Below are 18,890 nucleotides of genomic sequence, written 5' to 3'. Positions count from 1 at the left end.
TGCCGCGTTCGCGTTCCAAAAAGCGATCCGTGTCAATGAACTGCCAGCCCAATTCACGCGCCAGCATCCGCCCGACATGGCTTTTCCCCGTGCCCATGGAGCCGATCAAAACGATATTGCGTTTTTTGATAAGACGGTTTTGACGTTCTTCTCGCATGATCTACCTCTTTGTTGTTATTATAACAAATTATGAGATAAAACAATGAGGAGGATATCGCCGCGTGCGACTTTTTATCGGCTTGCGAATTCGCGCTGACGATGAAGTATTTTCGATTCACGATGCGATAAAAACCAAATTTTTACATACAAAAAAAGAAGCCGCTCACGCGACTTCTTTTCTTTATTCATTATTTAGTTTCGCTTTTCATCGCCGGATCATATTCATGCGATACATGCGCTTCGCTATCCAATTTGGCTTGGCTCGCCGCATAGAGTTTCTGCGCTTCCGCATCGACACGACCCGTACGTTTATCTTCTTCACGGTTCCAGTAAATGGAATCCATCAGGTCGAAACGTTCCGAAACGAAGCCGTAGAGCGTCCAACCGAAGAAGGTAACGAGCGAACCGTAGGTCATCGCGTCGAAGCCCGAAGAGTACAGCGCATAGAAGCTGTACAACGAACCGAGGAGCGCGATGAAGGTGGTCATTCCGCTGTAATGACCCGCCGCTTTCTGAATAACGACCAGAGCCGCCATCGAGAGCAGGTACGGGATGATGTTCGTAACAACCGCCAGGTTAACCAGCGTTTCAAACTGTTCATACAGCGCGTCGCTGATCGTCATTAACGACAGAAGCGACTGAATCACGGTGATCGTGATCATGCCGACAATCGGCGCGTTATAGGAAGTAACTTTGCTGAACAGTTTCGGGAAGTAACCTTCGTCCGACGAGGTTTTGAATACCTGAGCGATCGTGAACTGCCAACCCAAGAGCGAACCGAAGCAAGACATTACCATGAGACCCATGACGATTTTACCTACCATCGGGGTGAACATCGTCGCGAACGCCAAGCCGAACGGAGCCGACGACAGTGCCAGTTCCGCGTTCGGAACGATACCGGCCATAACGTTGGTGGACAAGATGTAAATGATAGCTGCGCCCAACGTACCGCCTAAGCAAGCGATCGGCACGTTCTTTTCCGGGTTTTCAACGGCTTCGGAGTTGGCGCTTGCCGATTCCATGCCGAGGAAGGCCCACAATGTCATTGCGATCGACTGTGTTAAACCATCAAAGAATTGCAAGTTGTGCGGGTTCCAAGCTTCCGTATAGGTCGACGGGCTGAACCAGAACCAACCGAGGACGGAAATACCGACTACCGGGATAATAACGCCCCAAACGGTAACCGAAGAAACGCGGCCGGTGTATTTCGCGCCGCCGAAGTTCAATACCGTCGCCAACCAAAGTGTTGCGATCGTCCACATGCCGACCGCTACGGAGGACAATTCAACTTCCATAAATTCCTGCGCGTAACCGACAGCCGAAATCGCAATCGCGATGTTGGCAATCAAGAGCGATACACCATAGGTGTAGTTCGCCATAAAGGAACCGGCTTTGCCGAAGGTATATTCCGAGTAGCCGCCCATACCGCCGCCACGGCGGGTGTACATACCACATTTAGCAAACGCATACGCCAAGCACATCGAGCCGACCGCTGTTACGACCCAGCTCAAAATGGACATGGTGCCTACTTGCGCAAGCTTGGTCGGTAACATAATAATACCGGACCCCATCATGTTGACCGCTGTCAAAATTGTCAGCTGGACAACGCTCATTTTATTTTGTGAGCTATCTGCCATTATAAAAGCACTCTCCTCAATACCCGCCTTCCATTACGGTGCGCCGAGTCCGCCCGACGCACCGTTTCTGAAAGCAGGTGTTACAAGTACGATCAAATTACGCTTTCGCGAATTCTTCTTCGTATTCTTTCTTCAATACATAACCGTAAGCACGTTTCTTACCGTCTTCCGTTTCCAGGTAAACGCCCTGGATTTCCGGCGCGAAGCCCGGCAACTGGTTGATGCCTTCGTTCAGCGCGAGGAAGTATTTCTGCGCGGTAGCGCTCCAGCGTTCGCCCGGAACGACCGTCAGAACTCCCGGCGGGTACGGCAACGCACCTTCAAGGGCGATGCGGCCTTCGATTTCGTCAACCGGTACCAATTCACCATGGTTGCGAACGAATTCGAGGTTCGCTTTATACGGCGTATTGACATATTCCGGGAAGTAGTCTTTCAGGAACAAACGTTTCTGCAGTTCTTTCACGTTACGTTCTTTGTAGAAGTCCTGCATTTCCTGGCAGAGACGACGAATCGTGTAGCCTTTGTATTTGTCGATATTGTTGTAGTAAATGGTCGGCAAGACGTCCTGCATCGGCGCGTCTTCTTCGATCAAACGTTCGAAGCGGGCGATTTGCGCTACGAGGTTCTGCATCTTGGTCTGCGTTTCCGCCGGAGTCAAGAGGAACAGAATCGAGTTCAAGTCGCATTTTTCCGGAATGATATTGTTTTCACGGAGGTAGTTCGCGAGAATGTTGGCATGAATACCGAAGTCTTCATAGGTGCCGTCCTGCGCGTTAATACCCGGCGTGGTCAACTGCAGTTTCATCGGATCGACGAAGTACTGGCCTTCGCCGTAACCGTCGAAGGAGTGCCAACGTTCACCCGGAATGAAGCGGAAGTAGTCCAGGTTGTTCGCCATGTCTTCGGTGTCGCCGTCTTCCCACGGTTTGCCGTTGACTGTCGGCGGAACGAACGGTTTGATCATCTTGCAGCTGCGCAAAATCGCTTTACGGGTTTCGATACCGAGTTTAACGGCTTCGACCCAGAGGCGTTTGCCTGCTTCGCCGTCAGCCATTTTCGCGTTAACGTCCAAGGACGCGAACATCGGATAGAACGGCGAGGTCGACGCATGCATCATGAACGCGTTGTTCAAGCGTTTATGCGGGCAGTAACGATCCTGACCTTTGATATGGCTGTCTTTTTTGTGGATCTGCGAGGTCTGCGAGAAGCCGGCCTGTTGTTTGTGGACAGATTGGGTTACGAAGATACCCGGATCATCCGGACCGAGGTCCAAGAGCATCGGACTGCAGTCACGCATCATCGGAATAAACTGTTCATAACCTACCCAAGCGGAGTCAAAGAGAATGTAGTCGCAGAGGTGACCGATCTTTTCAATGACCTGTTTCGCGTTGTAGATCGTGCCGTCATAGGTACCGAGCTGGATGACCGCCAGACGGAACGGGCGTTCTTCTTTCGCTTTTTTCGGATCCATTTCGGCCGCGAGTTCGCGGAGTTTCTTTTCATCGAAGCAACCTTCCAAGATACCGCCGATGAAACCGAACGGGTTACGAGCGGTTTCCAGGTATACCGGAGTCGCGCCGGCCTGAACCAAAGCGCCGTGGTTGATCGATTTGTGGTTGTTGCGGTCATAGAGAACCAAGTCGCCGGGGGCGAGCAAAGCGTTCAATACGACTTTATTGGAGGACGACGTACCGTTCAAAACGAAGTACGTTTTGTCCGCATTGTAGACTTGCGCCGCGTGCTGCTGCGCATCCAAAGCCGGACCTTCATGAATCAAGAGGTCGCCCAACTTAACGTCGGCGTTGCAAAGGTCGGCGCGGAATACGTTTTCGCCAAAGAAATCAAAGAGGGCACGGCCTGCGGGCATTTTACGATAGAACATACCGCCTTGATGGCCCGGGCAGTCAAACTGCGATTTGCCGGCTGCGACATAGTCAGCCAACGAACGGAAGAACGGCGGTAATACGTCTTCTTCATACGCCGCTGCCGCCTGTTCAACCTGACGGCTGTAGTAACCGCGTTTGGTTTCCGTGTTCGCCGCGTCGATAACATGGTCAATTTGGCCCATGTATTTTAAGTCGAGCGCTTTGCCTTCGGTCAATACGGCGATCACCGGAATGTTGAATCCCGTTTCTTTCACTTTGTCGAGGTAGTCCATTTCCTGATCCGTGATAACGGCTACCGCGACATCGGTGAAGTCCGTATTGTCGAGACATACTTTTTCCCGGCCGATCGCCAAGTCAAAGTACTGTTCTGCGAGCGGACTGTAACCCACTTTCAGATGCTTCATCATTAAGACCTCCCAGTCTCATCACTTTAGACAATAAATGTCTTAGCCACAAAAAAACGGCATTAGCACACCGCGATGCATCAGCCTGTCGAATCGATTTCCCTGCTCGGCGATTCGCGTTATCCCGGCAGATCGTCATCCGATTCTGACCTGTTTAATGATTCCATTCTGACCGCATACGGCGTATAAAACGCTCTCACTATATGCCACACGGGCGTTTGCGGCTTTCACCCGTTGTTCGACATCATTATATTCCTTCATCTCGAAGGTTGTCAATTTCATAATATTCATAGATTTACTTCAAAAAATAGGTTGATCAGAGTTATTTTGTTGTTAAATAAAATAATTATTGATAATTTTAAAATTTTTGTAAAGAACTTCAACGATTATTTTATAATCTTCCAAACATCGTTTGTATAAGGCTCAGCGGGTATTTTTCAGCGGATGTATTAAAAATTCTAAAAAAATATTTTTAATATATCGATATGTTTTTATAATTTTATTTTTATTCGCCATATTTTTCTTCGTATGCGTTCCATGCATATTGAAACACTTATTTTCGCTAAGTTATGCTTAACTTATATATTTTTGCTATATATAAATTGCCTTGCGCGCTAAAAAAGAGACCCTTTCGGGTCTCTTTTCAGTGACGTGTTTTTATTTTTCTTCGTTTTCCGATGCTTCTTCCGCTTTGTCACCGCGGCCGGCGCGTCCTTCTTCCGGACGCATCAGCGGGAACAGGATGACATCGCGAATGGATGCAGCGTCAGTCAGGAACATGATCATGCGATCAATCCCGATGCCCAAACCGCCGGTCGGCGGCAAGCCGTATTCCAATGCGGTAACGAAGTCTTCGTCCATCTGATGCGCTTCGTCATCGCCCATTTCGAATTCGCGCATCTGCTGTTCAAAGCGTCCGCGCTGATCGATCGGGTCATTCAATTCGGAGTAGCCGTTGGCGATTTCACGACCGAAGATAAAGGCTTCAAAGCGGTCGGTAATCGACGGGTTTTCTTTATTCTGTTTCGCGAGCGGCGAGATTTCCAGCGGATGACCGAAAATAAAGGTCGGCTGAATCAGTTTTTCTTCCGCCACTTCTTCAAAGCAGGCGTTTAAGATCTTGCCGATGCCGTCATGTTCCGTGTATTCCGCGCCGAGGCGATCGGCAATCGCGCGCGCTTCTTCAATCGTTTCCACCTGATCGAAATCTTCGCCCGAGAATTTCTTGACCGCTTCCGGCATGGTCATGCGGTTCCACGGCGGAGTGAGATCGATTTCCGTACCCTGATAATTCACTTTCATCGTGCCGAGTACCTGCTGCGCGCAGTAGGAAACGATTTGTTCCGTCTGGTAGATGGCGTCTTCGAAGTTGCCGTACGCCTGGTAGGTTTCCAGCATCGTGAATTCCGGATTGTGACGATTGTCGATACCTTCGTTGCGGAAGTTGCGGTTGATTTCAAAGACGCGTTCAAAACCGCCGACGACCAATCTCTTCAGGTACAATTCCGGCGAAATTCGCATGTAGACATCCATGTCATGCGCGTTGTGGTGCGTGATGAACGGACGCGCGGCGGCGCCGCCGTAGATCGTCTGCATCATCGGCGTTTCGACTTCCATGAAACCGTGATCGGTGAGCCATTCGCGAATGCAGTTGATAATCTGCGAACGCTTTTTGAAGGTGTCACGCACTTGCGGGTTCATGATCAGGTCGACGTAACGTTGACGGTAACGAATTTCCGAATCCTTCAATCCCTGCCATTTGTTCGGCAACGGCCGCAGACCCTTCGAAAGCAAGGTCAATTTTTCCACGCGCACGGTGATTTCACCCTTGTGCGTTTTGAATACCTTGCCGTTAATTCCGACGATATCGCCGATATCCAGCAGTTGAAACAGTTGGTATTCGAGCTCCGAAACTTCATCTTGGCGCAGGTACACTTGAATGTCGCCGGTGAAGTCACGCAGATTCAAAAACGCCGTTTTGCCGTGATCGCGGATCGCCATGATACGGCCGGCAATCGCGACTTCCTGATCTTCCAGGTCGGCAAATTCGTCAATGATCTGCTGATTATGATGCGTCCAGTCAAATTTCTGACCGAACGGTGTTAAACCCAAATCGTAAATTTTCTGCAACTTTTCACGGCGGATCTGCATCTGCTCCGATTCGCCTTCGCGCAGTTGTTCCAGTTCGGAAACGTGGTCATTCTGTACATTAGCCTGTTCGTTTTGTGCGTTATCCATGGTATTCTCTCCTTTTAAGTCGACATAGCCGCAATGAATTTCTTTGTGATGTATAATGCAGAAAATATTTTACCGACGAAACGTCGGTTTGGCATCTGTCGCCTTACGCGGCAAGATTACACGGCGTGCCGGCGCTGACGGCTGCACGCAACGTAAGTATACCGCGTCTAATTGCCCTTCCATACCGGACCTCCCACTGGTTGTCAATTTAATTTATTAACAATCTTATGTTTCATAAATTATAGCAAACCGTTTTTCGAGTGTCAAACCTCCGCTGACATCTCGGAACGCGGGAAGTCGGGCCGGTAGTCTTCCCGTTCTTTAAGGTGGTCAAGAAATTGACGCATGACTTTCGGGAGATCCGCCCCTTTTTGGGTATAAACGTAATGCTCCGCCCGCAGGTATTTGCTGCGCAACGGTACCGCCGTAATGTAGGGAGCCAACCACGGCGACACGTCCCCGCCGATGACCGCGATCAGGTTACAGCGCAAGGCTATATCGACCACGGTCGCCGTCGAGGTGCAGCGTATCCCGACGGGAACTTCGACATGTTCTTCGCGACAGCCGCGGAAAAAACCGTCTTCCAGTTCCGTCGCCAAGCAAATCGGTTCCTTGGTCAGAGATGTCATTCGTACATGTTGCTTGTCTTTCAATAGCGGGTGATCCTTTTTCCCGATCGCGTAAATCGGTCTTGTAAACGCGCCCTCCAAAGTGTACATAAACGCCTGCGACGCGGCAAACGGCGTAATGATGCAGTGGATCTCGCCGCGCTCCAAATGTTCGGCGAGCGTGGCGACATCGTTGACAGTAATGCGCCAACGGCGGTCCGGATGCGCTTCGGCGAAGTCGGCGACATATTCACCGACAGCCATCGAAAGATCCGGCACCGTACCGACCGCGACCGTCTCCAATTCATTGAAAGCGACCATTTTCAGGTCGGTCCGCAGTACATCCGTCGCATTCAAAATATGGCGCATCCGCCGATATAAAAGTTCACCGGCGGCCGTCAGTTCCAAATGACGACTGCCCTGTTTCGTTTTAATCAGTTGAACGCCGTAGTAGGACTCCAGGCTTTTGATTTGCGCTGACAAGGCCGGCTGCGCGATATTCAGACGCCGCGCAGCTTCGCTTACGGTATAGGATTCCGCCACAGTAACAAAGTTGCGATAAAAATCCAGGTTCATCGTAATCCCCCAATGCGAGAACAAGGTGGAGTTGCCTCCACCTGCTCAAATGGCTTGTTGTCTCACGATGTAATTGTATCGAATTTATTACTTTCACACAAGACAAGCGGTATGAAGCATCCCAAGACAACCCTTATATGAAGTATCAAACTTGACTTGTCGTCACCTTTTCTTCGGGCCGACGAATTTCAAATCGATTGGCGATAAAGCCGTAAAAAGTCCATCCCAAGAAAGTGACCAGACCGCCGTAGGCCAGCGCGAATTCGCCGCAGGCATACAGGGCGTAGAAGCTGTACGCGGTAGCAATGAGGTTGACCACATGCGTGGTAAGCCGTTTTTGTTTCGACACGCCCGCTTTATGCAAAATAATCGGCAAAGCGGCCATCGAAAGTACATACGGAACGAGGTTGGTGACGACCGCGAGATCGACGATCGCGCTGAACTGTTCCATCAGACTCGGAGAAATGGTCGCGAACGCGATGACGGTCTCGATGATGGTCATGACGATCATGCCGGCGACCGGCGCGTTGGCGCGAGTAACTTTCGAGAACACGCGCGGGAAGTAGCCGACGTCCGCCGACGACTTCAATACCTGCGCGGTCGTGAACTGCCAGCCCAAAAGCGAACCGATGCAGGCGAGCGTCATCAGACCCATGACGATCTTACCGGCGATCGGACTGAACATATGCGCGAAGACAAAGCCGAACGGTGCGTTGGAAGCAGCCAACTGATCAATCGGCACTATCCCCGCCATGACATTGGTCGAGGCAATGTAAACGATCGCTGCTCCCAGCGTGCCGCCCAACACCGCAATCGGTACGTTCTTTTCCGGATTTTCCACCGCGTCGCTGTTGGCGCAGGCGGATTCCAAACCCAAGAACGACCAGAGGGTTAGCGTAATCGACTCGCTGACGCCTTCCATAAAAGGCAGTCCGTGCGGGTTCCATGAGTTGATATAGAGCGTGGGATCAAACCAGAACCAGCCGATCAGACTGATGCCGACGACCGGAATAATCACGCCCCAAACGGTAACGGAACCGATTTTGCCGGTGATGCCGGCGCCACCGAAGTTCAGTACCGAAGTGACCCAAAGGGTCGCGATCGTTGCGATCCCGACGCCCAACGCCGACAGCTTCATATCCATAAATTCCGTGCCGTAGCCGACCGCGGAAATCGCAATCGCGACGTTGGCGATAATCAATGAAAACGAGTATGTATAGTTGCAAAGAAAATTGCCGGCCTTGCCGAACGCGTTGTCGGCGTAGCCGCCCATGCCGCCCTGTTCTCTGCTGAACATGCTGCACTGGGCAAAACAGTAAGCCAAACACATCGACCCTACCGCTGTTACCAGCCAGGAGAGAATCGAGATCGTACCAACGGACGCCAGCTTGGCGGGCAACATGATGATGCCGGAGCCCATCATGTTAACCGCCGTAATAATAGTCAGCTGAACGACGCCCATTTTTTTTGCTGTTTGTGACATAGTGATCGCATCCTTTTAGATACAATCGCCACTCGGGCGATTATTTTTTCGTCGTTTTAGCGGCCGTTTTACTATCCGCGTTTTCTTTTTTGACCGTCGTCGGCGCGCTCGTCGCTTTCTCTTTGGCGTCGGCGCGATGCGTCGGCGCGTTTTGAATGACGCTTTCGTCTTTCAAAACATACGCCACCGCGCGCGTTTTACCGTCGATTTCAGCGAAGTGCACGCCCTGGATCTCACCGGCAAATCCCGGCAACAGATTAATCGTATCTTCCAAGGCACGGAAATATTCGATGACGGTGTCGCCCCAGCGTTCGCCCGGATCAATCGTGAGGATTCCCGGCGGATACGGCAACGCGCCTTCCAGCGCCACGCGGCCTTTGATCTGATCGAGGGTGACTTTTTCCCAATTGCCCGCGACAAATTCATAGTTCGCGTCTTTCGCGCTCATCGCGATTTCCGGCATGTATTCTTTGCGGAACAAACGTTTCTGCAGAATATTGACGCGGCGCGATTTGTAGAAATCGTGCATTTCCTGACAAAGCTGACGAATGGTGTAGCCTTTATAACGAGCTTCGTTTTGCTTATAAATCTTCGGCAATACTTGCGAAAGCGGCAAATCTTCGTCGAGACAGGTTTCAAACCGCACGAGGAGTGAAATCAGGTTCTGCATCTTCGTGTAGGTTTCCGCCGGCGTGAGCAGGAAGAGGATCGAGTTCAAATCGCTCTTTTCCGGTGTCATGCCGTGTTCCCGCAGGTAGTTGGAAAGCAATCCCGCCGGAATACCGAAGTCTTCATATTCCCATGTTTTTTTGTTGATCCCCGGCGTGTAGAGGAGCAACTTACACGGATCAATGACGTACTGATTTTTACCGTACGCTTCAAAGCCGTGCCAGCTGTCTTTCGGGTTCATGCGGAAAAAGCGGACATCATTGGCGATGATGTTGGTGTCGTAATTTTCCCACGCTTTACCGTCGATCGTTTCCGGAATGAACGGTTTGAAATAGTGACAGTTTTTGATAATTTCTTTGCGGATATCAATGCCGAGTTTAACGGTATCGGCCCACAATTTGCGGCCCGCTTCGCCTTCGTGGATCTTCGCGTTGACGTCCAGCGAGGCGAAAATCGCGTAAAACGGCGAGGTCGACGCGTGCAACATGAACGCGTTGTTGAAGCAGTCGTCGTTGCAGTACCGCGGCTGATCTTTAATGTGGCTGTCTTTTTTATGAATTTGAGAGGCTTGCGAGAAGCCGGCGAGCTGTTTATGTACCGACTGCGTGACCATGACGCCCGGATCGTCCGGTCCGAGTTCCAAAAGCAGCGGGCTGCAGTCGCGCAGCATCGGAATAAATTGTTCATAACCGACCCAAGCGGAGTCGAAAAGAATGTAGTCGCACAGGTGACCGATGCGGTCGATGACCTGACGCGCGTTATAAATCGTGCCGTCATAGGTGCCGAGCTGGATCAACGCCAAACGGAACGGGCGTTTCGCTTTGGCTTTTTCCGGATCGACTTTGGCGACTTCCGAGCGCAGATAGTCTTCTTCAAAGCAATGTTCATCCACGCCGCCGATAAAGCCGAACGGGTTGCGTCCGGTTTCCAAATACACCGGTTTCGCGCCGACCTGTACCAACGCGCCGTGGTGCACGGATTTGTGGTTGTTGCGATCGAACAGTACGACATCGCCCGGATGCAAGAGCGCGTTGATGACGACTTTATTGGCCGTCGACGTGCCGTTCATGACGAAGTAAGTCGTGTCGGCGTTAAATACTTTCGCCGCGTGTTTTTCCGCTTCCGCCGGCGCCCCTTCGTGAATCAGAAGATCGCCCATACGTACGTCGGACGAGCTCATATCGGAGCGGAACAGATTTTCACCGAACCAGTCGTAAAGGGCACGTCCGGCCGGATGTTTACGGAAGAACTGACCGCCATGATGCCCCGGCGTCGCCAGCGTCATGTTACCGGTTCCCACATATTCGGTCATTTCACGGAAGAACGGGGGTAAAATTTCTTTTTCATAATCTTTGGCCGCCTGTTCGATCTGACGTCCGAACAGGTCGCGATCAAATTCGTTGACGTCCATAACGTGAACGCCGGCCGCCAGGAGATCCAGCGGAATTTGAGTGTCCCGACGCGTACGGATGACGAACATCGGAATATTCAACGCCGAATCGATGAATCGTTGCAGGCAATTCGTTTCATCCTCCGTGACGATCACGACCGCCGCCGAAGTTAAATCCACCTCGAAATTATCGATGACATCTTCCAAAAAAAGAACTTCACGATCGGAAAGCAAGTCAAAGCATTCGTATGCCGCTTTGCTGCAGATGACGTTTAACAGTTCCATGAGACAATCCTCCTGTACATTTTTTACCATGGCATCGACTGCGCGCTTAATCAATGCCTGTTGTCCTCACTGTCAGTATAGGCGGGTCGGCGCGTTTTGAATAATACAGCAAATCTATAAGTCAAGCTTCCACTTATAAAAAAAGAAGCCCCGAGTGCGAGGCCGCGGGGTTTCTTTATAAGCAAATTTTTCACAATCTTTAGTTTTTGTTAACTTTTATTTGCTTCGACTTATACTTCATTTTTATTATAAAGATAGTGTAAATTATATTTTTTTGCGTTTTTATCTTCTTTGGGCGGCTCTTACGGAAAACGTTACGCTTTCTTTTTGCCGGCGGTATTCACGACTTTAACGATCTCGTATTCGAGTACCTGCTCCGGCGCCTGCACCGTTACTTTATCTTTGGCTTTCTTGCCGATCAGCGCTTTGCCGACGGGAGATTCGTTGGAGATTTTATCTTCAAACGGATCCGCTTCCGCGGAACCTACGATCGTGTATTCAAGCGTTTCCCCGTTCTGGTCTTTGATAGTGACGACCGAGCCGAGCGATACTTTCTTGCCTTTCGGGTTGGCGATAATCACCGCGTTGCGAATACGTTCTTCCAGTTCGGCGATCCGGCCTTCGACAAACGCCTGCTGATTTTTGGCGTCTTCATATTCCGAGTTTTCACTTAAATCCCCGAGAGCGATGGCTTCCTTCAGTCGTTCCGCCACTTCCAAACGGGTCTTTGATTTTAATTGAGCAAGCTCCTCTTTCATTTCTTCCAAGAAAGCGGCGCTGACTTCCATTCCCTGCGTCATATCGTTCCAAACTCCTAACTTATATAAATAAATACCAAATAAACAAAACAATATTATTTGAATTATATCACAGTACGCGAACTGAGTCCACGCACATTTGTGTACTACACCGTGACAAAAGAAAGCGCTTTCGTCAAGAGTTCGTCCCAGCGCGCGAGCGTTTCCGCCTGCATCAATTCCCGTCGTAAGGCGGCAGATTTGCGCAAGCCGCGCAGGTAGCCGATCGCGTGCGTGCGCATTTGCCGAACGGCGACCGTTTCCCCTTTTTCGGCGGCGAGCATATGCAAGTGCCGGCGGCACATGGTCAAGCGTTCCGTTGCCGTTGGCGGAGCAACGCTTTCACCGGTCGCGAGATAGGTCGTGACTTCATGAAAAATAAACGGGTTGCCCATGGCGGCGCGACCGATAGCGACGCCGGCCGCGTTCGTTTCCGCGAGCATTCGGGCCGCGCTCGGTCCGTCCACCACATCGCCGTTTCCCCAAACGGGAATCTCGATCGCGGCGACGACTTCGGCGATCGCCCGCCAGTCCGCTTTACCGCTGTAGCCCTGTTCGCGCGTGCGCCCGTGCACGGTGAGCGCGGCGGCGCCGGCGGCGGCCAAAGCGCGCGCCACCGCCACGGCGTTGCGGGAATCGTCATCCCAACCGAGACGGATTTTCGCCGTGACCGGCACATCCACCGCGTCCGCCATCGCGGCGATGCAGGCGGCCGCCTGCGGCACGTCGCGCAGGAGTGCCGAACCGTCGCCGTTTTTGACGACTTTGGCGACGGGGCAGCCCATGTTGAGGTCAATGATATCCGCGCCCGCTCGCGCGACGATTTGCGCCGCTTTCGCCAATTCTTCCGGTACATGTCCGAAGATCTGCACCGCGACCGGATGCTCATCTTCCGCCAGCGCCAACATGCGCAGCGTTTTATCATTATGATATAAAAGACCTTTGGCGCTGATCATTTCCGTACAAACGAAACCGACGCCCTGCGCCGTCGCAAGTCGTCGGTACGTCTGATCGCAAATGCCCGCCATCGGCGCGAGCGCCACGCGGTTGCGCAGCTTCACGCCGCCGATGGCGGGTGTATTATTTGTTGCGTTCATATAAGAGTAAAAGTCCTTCCAAAGTCAACATCGGCGCGACATAGTCGATCGTCTGCGATTCACCCGCGATCAACGCTGCCAAACCGCCGGTAGCTACGACCGCCGCGTCATCGCCCAGCTCTTGCTTCATGCGATTGACGATGCCGTCCACCTGACCGACATAGCCGTAGAAAACACCGGCCTGCATGCTGGCAATCGTATTTTTGCAGATGACGCCATCCGTTTTCTTGAGTTCGATACGCGGCAACTTCGCGGCGCGCTGAAAAAGCGCTTCCATCGAAATCCCGACGCCGGGAGCAATCGCGCCGCCCAAGTAATCGCCTTTCTCCGAGATGGCGCAATAGGTCGTCGCCGTACCGAAGTCAATGACCACCAGCGGTCCGCCGAAACGTTCGTAGGCGGCCACGGCGTTGACGATACGGTCAGCGCCGACTTCCCGCGGATTTTCATATTTAATATTCATGCCGGTTTTCGTACCCGGGCCGACAAATGTCGCTTGCACGTTGAAGTAACGCAGCGCCATTCGCTCCAACGTCGGATTGACCGGAGGCACAACGGACGATACCATAATCGCTTCCACATCCGTCATTTTGACCTTGTTGTAGTGGAATAAGTTGCCGATTAATACGCCATATTCATCGGTCGTCCGAAAACGATCCGTAGAAATCCGCCACGAATCTTTGAGTTCGTGACCTTCAAATACGCCGAGCACGATATTCGTATTGCCGACGTCCATAACCAGTAGCATAGAGTTCTCCTTTATAGCGCAGGTTCATCTTTGTAGCGAATCGAAACCTCGCCCGCCAGTACGCGTTCGACGCCGTGATCCGTTTCCACCAGGAGGCAACCGTCGGAGTCTATATCCACCGCTTTACCGCTGTACGTGTAGCCCGGCGTGATGACATTGATATCGCGGCCGAGAGTCACCGAATATTTGCGCCATTCGTCAAGAATGGTAGCGAAGCCGTTCGTTTCCACTTCCGCATACAGTGTTTCGAGCTCCACCAAGATCAAATTAAGCAATTCTTTGCGCGGAATACGTACGCCTTCCAGCAAAAACGAAGTCGCTTTATCCCGCAAGTCTTCCGGCAAATCGACACGGGCGACATCAGTGTTGATGCCCATCCCCATGACGATGTAATTGATCTCTTCCATCGTCGCGTCCATTTCCGTCAGGATGCCGACGATTTTGCGACGTTTCACCAGTAAATCATTCGGCCATTTGATGCCGGTTTCGGTGAGCCCCGCCTGATGGAACGCACGCACCAGAGCAACGGCGGCCAATAACGTGCACTTCGACGCTTCGAGCGGCGAAAAATGCGGCCGCAAAATCAGTGAGAACCAAATTCCCTTCGCATAGGGAGAAAACCACGCGCGCTGCAAACGGCCGCGACCGCCGGTTTGCTCTTCGGCGACCACAATCGTTCCTTCCGGCGCGCCGCGCCGCGCTTCTTCTTTGGCGATGGCGTTTGTGGAGGGCGCCGTCTCGCGATAAATAATATTGCGCCCGAACGATTCGGTAGAAAGTACACTGTTGATTTCAAGTTCCGTCAGAAGGTTGGGCGCATGCAGCAGCCGATACCCTTTGCGTGTGCTCGACTCGAATACGTAACCGCGTTCTTTAAGGACCTTGATATGTTTCCAAATGGCGGTTCGTGAAACTTTCAGATCATCGGAAATTTGTTGCCCCGAAACGTACTCGCCGTGAGCGTTTCGGAAGTAATCCAAAATCTTATTGCGCATGCTTTGCCACTCCTTTTTTACGTGATGAATGTATTCTTATTATAAAAACAGGTTTACAATTTGTCAAGTTATCCTCATGCTGTTGTTAACATACAAAAAAACGACCGCATCCCACGATGCAGTCGTTTTTTGTATGTTCAGTCCTCGCGGTGCCAGCGATCTTTCGGCGGCACATCACCGCTCGGTGAAGGCGGGGTTTCCGGTCCCGGCTTCGGAGCGACCGGCGGCGCCGGCGGCGGTTGACGCCACGGCTGTTCGGCCGTCGGATCCGGAAGCGGCGGCGCTTCCACCGTGGTTCCGTCATCGAGATCCTCCGCCTGCGATGCGCCCGGCGGAGGCGTGATCGATTTGTATTTGAAAAGGTTGGCGACCTGCTTGGAGTCGATCGTTTCGACTTCCAAAAGCGCCTGTGCCATCGCTTCCAATACATCCTGATTTTCGAGCAGCAGCTTTTTGGTTTCCGCGTAGGCTTCTTCCGCGTATTTACGCATTTCTTCGTCAATCGCGGTGGCGATATCTTCGCCGTAGTTGCGTTCGGAGCCGAGTTGTTTGCCGAGGAAAATCTGTTCCTGATGTTCCCCGAATGTCATCGGACCCAAGCGCGTGCTCATGCCCCAGCGCATAATCATATTGCGCAAAATCTGAGTGACGCGCTCCAAGTCGTTGGACGCGCCGGAAGAGATCTCGTTGAATGTGATTTCTTCCGCCACGCGACCGCCCATCAAGACGCGAATTTCGGATAAGAGTTGCGACTTGGTAATGTACGCGCGTTCTTCCTGCGGCAGCGTCATGGTATAGCCGCCCGCCTGGCCGCGCGGTACGATCGTCACTTTGTGAACTTTATCCGCTTCCGGCATCAGTTCGGCGATAATCGCGTGACCCGATTCATGGTACGCGGTAATTTTGCGTTCCCGTTCGCTCACCACGTGGCTGCGACGTTCCGGACCGTAGGCGACTTTTTCGCTCGCTTCTTCGAGTTCCGCCATACCGATCGTCTTCTTGTTTTGCCGCGCCGCCAACAGCGCTGCTTCGTTTAAAAGGTTGGCCAAATCCGCGCCGGTAAAGCCCGGCGTTTTCTTGGCGATAATCTTAAGGTCGATATCGCCTTCCAAAGGTTTATTTTTCGCGTGGACTTTCAGGATCGCTTCCCGGCCGCGCAAATCCGGACGGCTGACTACGACCTGACGGTCAAAACGCCCCGGACGCAAGAGCGCCGGATCCAAAATATCCGGTCGGTTCGTTGCTGCAAGCGTAATAATGCCTTCGTTCGCGCCAAAACCGTCCATCTCGACTAAGAGCTGGTTCAGCGTTTGTTCACGTTCATCATGACCGCCGCCGAGGCCGGAACCGCGCTGGCGACCGACCGCATCGATTTCATCAATAAAGACGATGCAGGGCGCGTTCTTCTTCGCCTGGACAAACAGATCACGGACACGGGACGCGCCGACACCGACAAACATTTCGACGAAGTCCGAACCGCTGATACTGAAAAACGGCACATTCGCTTCGCCGGCAACGGCTTTCGCCAGGAGCGTTTTACCGGTACCGGGCGGGCCGAAGAGCAAAATGCCTTTCGGAATTTTCGCGCCGATGGCGTTATATTTACCCGGGTGTTTCAGAAAATCAACAACTTCCGTCAATTCCTGCTTGGCTTCTTCTTCGCCGGCGACATCGGCAAACGTGACATGTACTTTGCCTTCTTCATGCATTTTCGCGCGTGACTTGCCGAAGTTCATCACGCGACCGCCGCCGCCCTGCGTTTGGTTCATGATAAAGAACCAGACGCCAATCAAAAGCAAAATCGGCAACAGCGAAGTCAACATGCTCAACCACCAGGACGGTTGTTCCGGCGGTTTGGCCTGAATGGTCACGTTGTTGGCGCGTAAAATCGGCAACAACTGCGCGTCATTATCCGGCGCATAGGTGGTAAATTCCGTGCCGTTTTTAAGTTTACCGGCAATGGAATTATTCGTCAGCGTGACATATTCCACATTTTTCTGCTCGACTTGCGTCAAGAAATTCGAATACGTAAGATCCGACTTCTTTTCCTGCGGCTCCACGAAGTTCGTAAACATCGATACCGCAATAATAATCAGCAGAACGTACAAGCTGACGTTTTTTATAAATCGATTCAAATGACTTCCCCTTTCCCATGGGTCAATTCCCAACAGAATGTCATTTCATTTTATCATGATGAGAATTTTTTTACAATTATGATTCGTAGCACTCCGGTTTGAGAACACCCACGAACGGAAGGTTGCGATAATTTTCCGCGAAGTCAATGCCATAGCCGACGACGAATTCATTCGGCACGTCAAAACCGATGTAACGTACGTCGACCTGTTTTTCGCGGCGCGACGGCTTGTTCAAAAGAGTGACGAATTCGACGGAGTTGGCGCCGCGCACTTGCAAAATCTCATTCAGATAGTACAACGTCGTGCCCGAATCGATCATATCTTCCACCACCAGCACGTCACGGCCGTTAATATCCGTGCTCAAGTCTTTACGGATCTGAATATGACCCTGCGACTGCGTACTGTTGCTGTAACTCGAAACCACCATAAAATCGATTTGCACGTCCAAATCGATTTGGCGCATCAAATCGGCCATGAACACCGCGGAACCTTTCAAAATGCCGACTAAAAGCAATTTTTTGCCGCGGTAGTCGTTGGTAATCTCCCGCCCCAACACAGCGACACGGTCGCGGATTTCTTCTTCAGTCACCAGTATTTTGGCGATATTCGGATGCATTATTTATCCTCCTCTACATCAATCGCCAGCCGTTCCGGCCGGTCATTGACCGTTGTAACACCTGAAAAGTCATGTAATGTAAAATAATCAAAGGCCGCGTATACGTGCCTGTCATCGGCGAGCAGCACGACGCTGTCACGACAACGGCGCGGCACTTTACTATCAATAAAATAATCGCTCAATTTTTTCGTGCCGAAAGGAAACGGGATCCGATCGCCGGCGCGCCGGTAACGCAATGTCAAGGGACCGGTCAGAACACGCGCCGGAATAACCCATGGCGCCGTTTCGCCTTCCGCAAGCGTGCGGATGCGCACCCGCACGTCTCCGAGCGTCAGCGGATCGACCGCCGCTCGCGTCACCGGCGCGGTTTCTATAGCGACCGCCGCTTGCGGCGCGAGCCACGCATCGGCTGAGGTCAGTACCGCCGTCAGACCGTACAAGTTCTGTTCGGTACCGGTTTCTCCCGTCGCAAACCAGGCGACAAGACGTTCGGTGTGCGCGAACGAAAGCGTTGTACCGCTTTCTTCTCGCCACAATTTGCGAACGACGCGCCGTTGCAATGCTTTCGGCAAGTCGTTGAACGCGCCGCGGGAAACCATGACGCGCCCTGATTTGCGCCGCGTAATACGCGTGAGAACGTCGGCAGTGACATTTTCCAAATACTCGTCATCCGCGGCGGCCGTGGTCGCGAGCCGGACCAAGTGCTCGCAAATGCGCGGATTATATTTCGCAAGACGCGGCAGTACTTCATGACGCAACGCGTTTCGCAAATAGGTCGTGTCCGCATTCGTCTCATCCAGGCAGGGCGTGTACGGAAAATGCGTCAAGTAGGTTTCGATTTCCGCCCGCGTGACGCCGAGAAACGGACGCACGATATGGCCGTTTCTCGCCCGCATACCGCCAAGCCCCGTCAGACCCGTACCGCGCAATACATGGTGAAGCACGGTTTCCGCCTGATCATCGGCATGATGCGCCACGGCAAGCAGGGTATATCCCTCTTGCTCGCGCAACTTTTCAAGCGCGCGGTAACGCAATGCCCGCGCCGCGGTTTCGACCGAGTCGCCGGTCGTTCGCACCGCCCGCGGCACGTCCGCGTCCAAACGGTAAAAGGGCAGTTTCAAGTTCCGCGCCAAGGCGCGCACGAATTCGACTTCCGCATCCGCCGCC

14 protein-coding genes are annotated in these 18,890 nt (G+C 52.3%); all 14 read right to left on the bottom strand.

Annotated features, from left to right (window positions below; translation table 11 throughout):
• Positions 1 to 157 (bottom strand): shikimate kinase (locus KH813_RS01985; RefSeq protein ID WP_303992611.1); only part of this gene is annotated, 157 nt, incomplete at its 3' end.
• A gap of 190 nt (positions 158 to 347) precedes the next feature.
• Positions 348 to 1,796 (bottom strand): putrescine-ornithine antiporter, encoded by a 1,449-nt coding sequence (gene potE / locus KH813_RS01980; RefSeq protein WP_303992605.1) that lies wholly within the window; start codon positions 1,794 to 1,796, stop codon positions 348 to 350.
• A gap of 97 nt (positions 1,797 to 1,893) precedes the next feature.
• Positions 1,894 to 4,086, bottom strand: a complete 2,193-nt coding sequence (locus KH813_RS01975; RefSeq protein WP_303992608.1) for an ornithine decarboxylase — start codon at positions 4,084 to 4,086, stop codon at positions 1,894 to 1,896.
• A gap of 657 nt (positions 4,087 to 4,743) precedes the next feature.
• Positions 4,744 to 6,324, bottom strand: a complete 1,581-nt coding sequence (lysS, locus tag KH813_RS01970; RefSeq protein ID WP_303992602.1) for a lysine--tRNA ligase — start codon at positions 6,322 to 6,324, stop codon at positions 4,744 to 4,746.
• Between the two features lie 263 nt (positions 6,325 to 6,587).
• A complete protein-coding gene (locus tag KH813_RS01965; RefSeq protein ID WP_075939470.1) occupies positions 6,588 to 7,508 on the bottom strand; it encodes a LysR family transcriptional regulator in 921 nt (306 codons plus the stop codon).
• Between the two features lie 145 nt (positions 7,509 to 7,653).
• A complete protein-coding gene (gene potE / locus KH813_RS01960) occupies positions 7,654 to 8,991 on the bottom strand; it encodes a putrescine-ornithine antiporter (protein WP_303992599.1) in 1,338 nt (445 codons plus the stop codon).
• 40 nt (positions 8,992 to 9,031) lie between these two features.
• A complete protein-coding gene (gene speC / locus KH813_RS01955) occupies positions 9,032 to 11,335 on the bottom strand; it encodes an ornithine decarboxylase (protein ID WP_303992598.1) in 2,304 nt (767 codons plus the stop codon).
• Between the two features lie 314 nt (positions 11,336 to 11,649).
• The gene (gene greA / locus KH813_RS01950) at positions 11,650 to 12,135 is read right to left on the bottom strand and encodes a transcription elongation factor GreA (RefSeq protein ID WP_024047988.1); all 486 of its coding nucleotides are present in this window, start codon (positions 12,133 to 12,135) and stop codon (positions 11,650 to 11,652) included.
• A 104-nt stretch (positions 12,136 to 12,239) separates the two neighbouring features.
• Entirely contained in the window at positions 12,240 to 13,229 is a 990-nt protein-coding gene (dusB, locus tag KH813_RS01945; RefSeq protein ID WP_303992595.1) for a tRNA dihydrouridine synthase DusB, read from the bottom strand.
• Positions 13,213 to 13,977, bottom strand: a complete 765-nt coding sequence (locus KH813_RS01940) for a type III pantothenate kinase (protein ID WP_303992591.1) — start codon at positions 13,975 to 13,977, stop codon at positions 13,213 to 13,215. Before KH813_RS01940 ends, dusB begins: the two co-directional genes overlap by 17 nt.
• An 11-nt stretch (positions 13,978 to 13,988) precedes the next feature.
• Positions 13,989 to 14,972 carry a biotin--[acetyl-CoA-carboxylase] ligase gene (locus KH813_RS01935; protein WP_303992588.1) on the bottom strand — a complete coding sequence of 328 codons (984 nt, stop codon included), beginning with the start codon at positions 14,970 to 14,972 and terminating at the stop codon, positions 13,989 to 13,991.
• 137 nt (positions 14,973 to 15,109) lie between these two features.
• Positions 15,110 to 17,107 carry an ATP-dependent zinc metalloprotease FtsH gene (ftsH, locus tag KH813_RS01930; protein ID WP_303992586.1) on the bottom strand — a complete coding sequence of 666 codons (1,998 nt, stop codon included), beginning with the start codon at positions 17,105 to 17,107 and terminating at the stop codon, positions 15,110 to 15,112.
• Positions 17,108 to 17,183: 76 nt separating this feature from the next.
• Positions 17,184 to 17,723, bottom strand: coding sequence for a hypoxanthine phosphoribosyltransferase (gene hpt, locus KH813_RS01925; protein WP_303992584.1), 540 nt, complete (start codon positions 17,721 to 17,723; stop codon positions 17,184 to 17,186).
• Positions 17,723 to 18,890, bottom strand: a 1,168-nt coding sequence (gene tilS / locus KH813_RS01920; RefSeq protein WP_303992582.1) for a tRNA lysidine(34) synthetase TilS, incomplete at its 5' end; no start/stop codon positions are given. The genes hpt and tilS, both read right to left, overlap by 1 nt.

Source organism: Negativicoccus succinicivorans (assembly GCF_018373335.1).
GTDB lineage: Bacteria > Bacillota > Negativicutes > Veillonellales > Negativicoccaceae > Negativicoccus > Negativicoccus succinicivorans_A.
The sequence above is the reverse complement of the archived record's forward strand: the minus strand, read 5'-3'. Positions and strand labels throughout refer to the sequence as shown.

Excerpts from the sequence above, each read along its gene's own strand:
- potE (WP_303992605.1), bottom strand. The coding sequence starts at position 1,796 with ATGGCAGATAGCTCACAAAATAAAATGAGCGTTGTCCAGCTGACAATT.
- KH813_RS01975 (WP_303992608.1), bottom strand. The coding sequence starts at position 4,086 with ATGAAGCATCTGAAAGTGGGTTACAGTCCGCTCGCAGAACAGTACTTT.
- lysS (WP_303992602.1), bottom strand. The coding sequence starts at position 6,324 with ATGGATAACGCACAAAACGAACAGGCTAATGTACAGAATGACCACGTT.
- KH813_RS01965 (WP_075939470.1), bottom strand. The coding sequence starts at position 7,508 with ATGAACCTGGATTTTTATCGCAACTTTGTTACTGTGGCGGAATCCTAT.
- potE (WP_303992599.1), bottom strand. The coding sequence starts at position 8,991 with ATGTCACAAACAGCAAAAAAAATGGGCGTCGTTCAGCTGACTATTATT.
- speC (WP_303992598.1), bottom strand. The coding sequence starts at position 11,335 with ATGGAACTGTTAAACGTCATCTGCAGCAAAGCGGCATACGAATGCTTT.
- greA (WP_024047988.1), bottom strand. The coding sequence starts at position 12,135 with ATGACGCAGGGAATGGAAGTCAGCGCCGCTTTCTTGGAAGAAATGAAA.
- dusB (WP_303992595.1), bottom strand. The coding sequence starts at position 13,229 with ATGAACGCAACAAATAATACACCCGCCATCGGCGGCGTGAAGCTGCGC.
- KH813_RS01940 (WP_303992591.1), bottom strand. The coding sequence starts at position 13,977 with ATGCTACTGGTTATGGACGTCGGCAATACGAATATCGTGCTCGGCGTA.
- KH813_RS01935 (WP_303992588.1), bottom strand. The coding sequence starts at position 14,972 with ATGCGCAATAAGATTTTGGATTACTTCCGAAACGCTCACGGCGAGTAC.
- hpt (WP_303992584.1), bottom strand. The coding sequence starts at position 17,723 with ATGCATCCGAATATCGCCAAAATACTGGTGACTGAAGAAGAAATCCGC.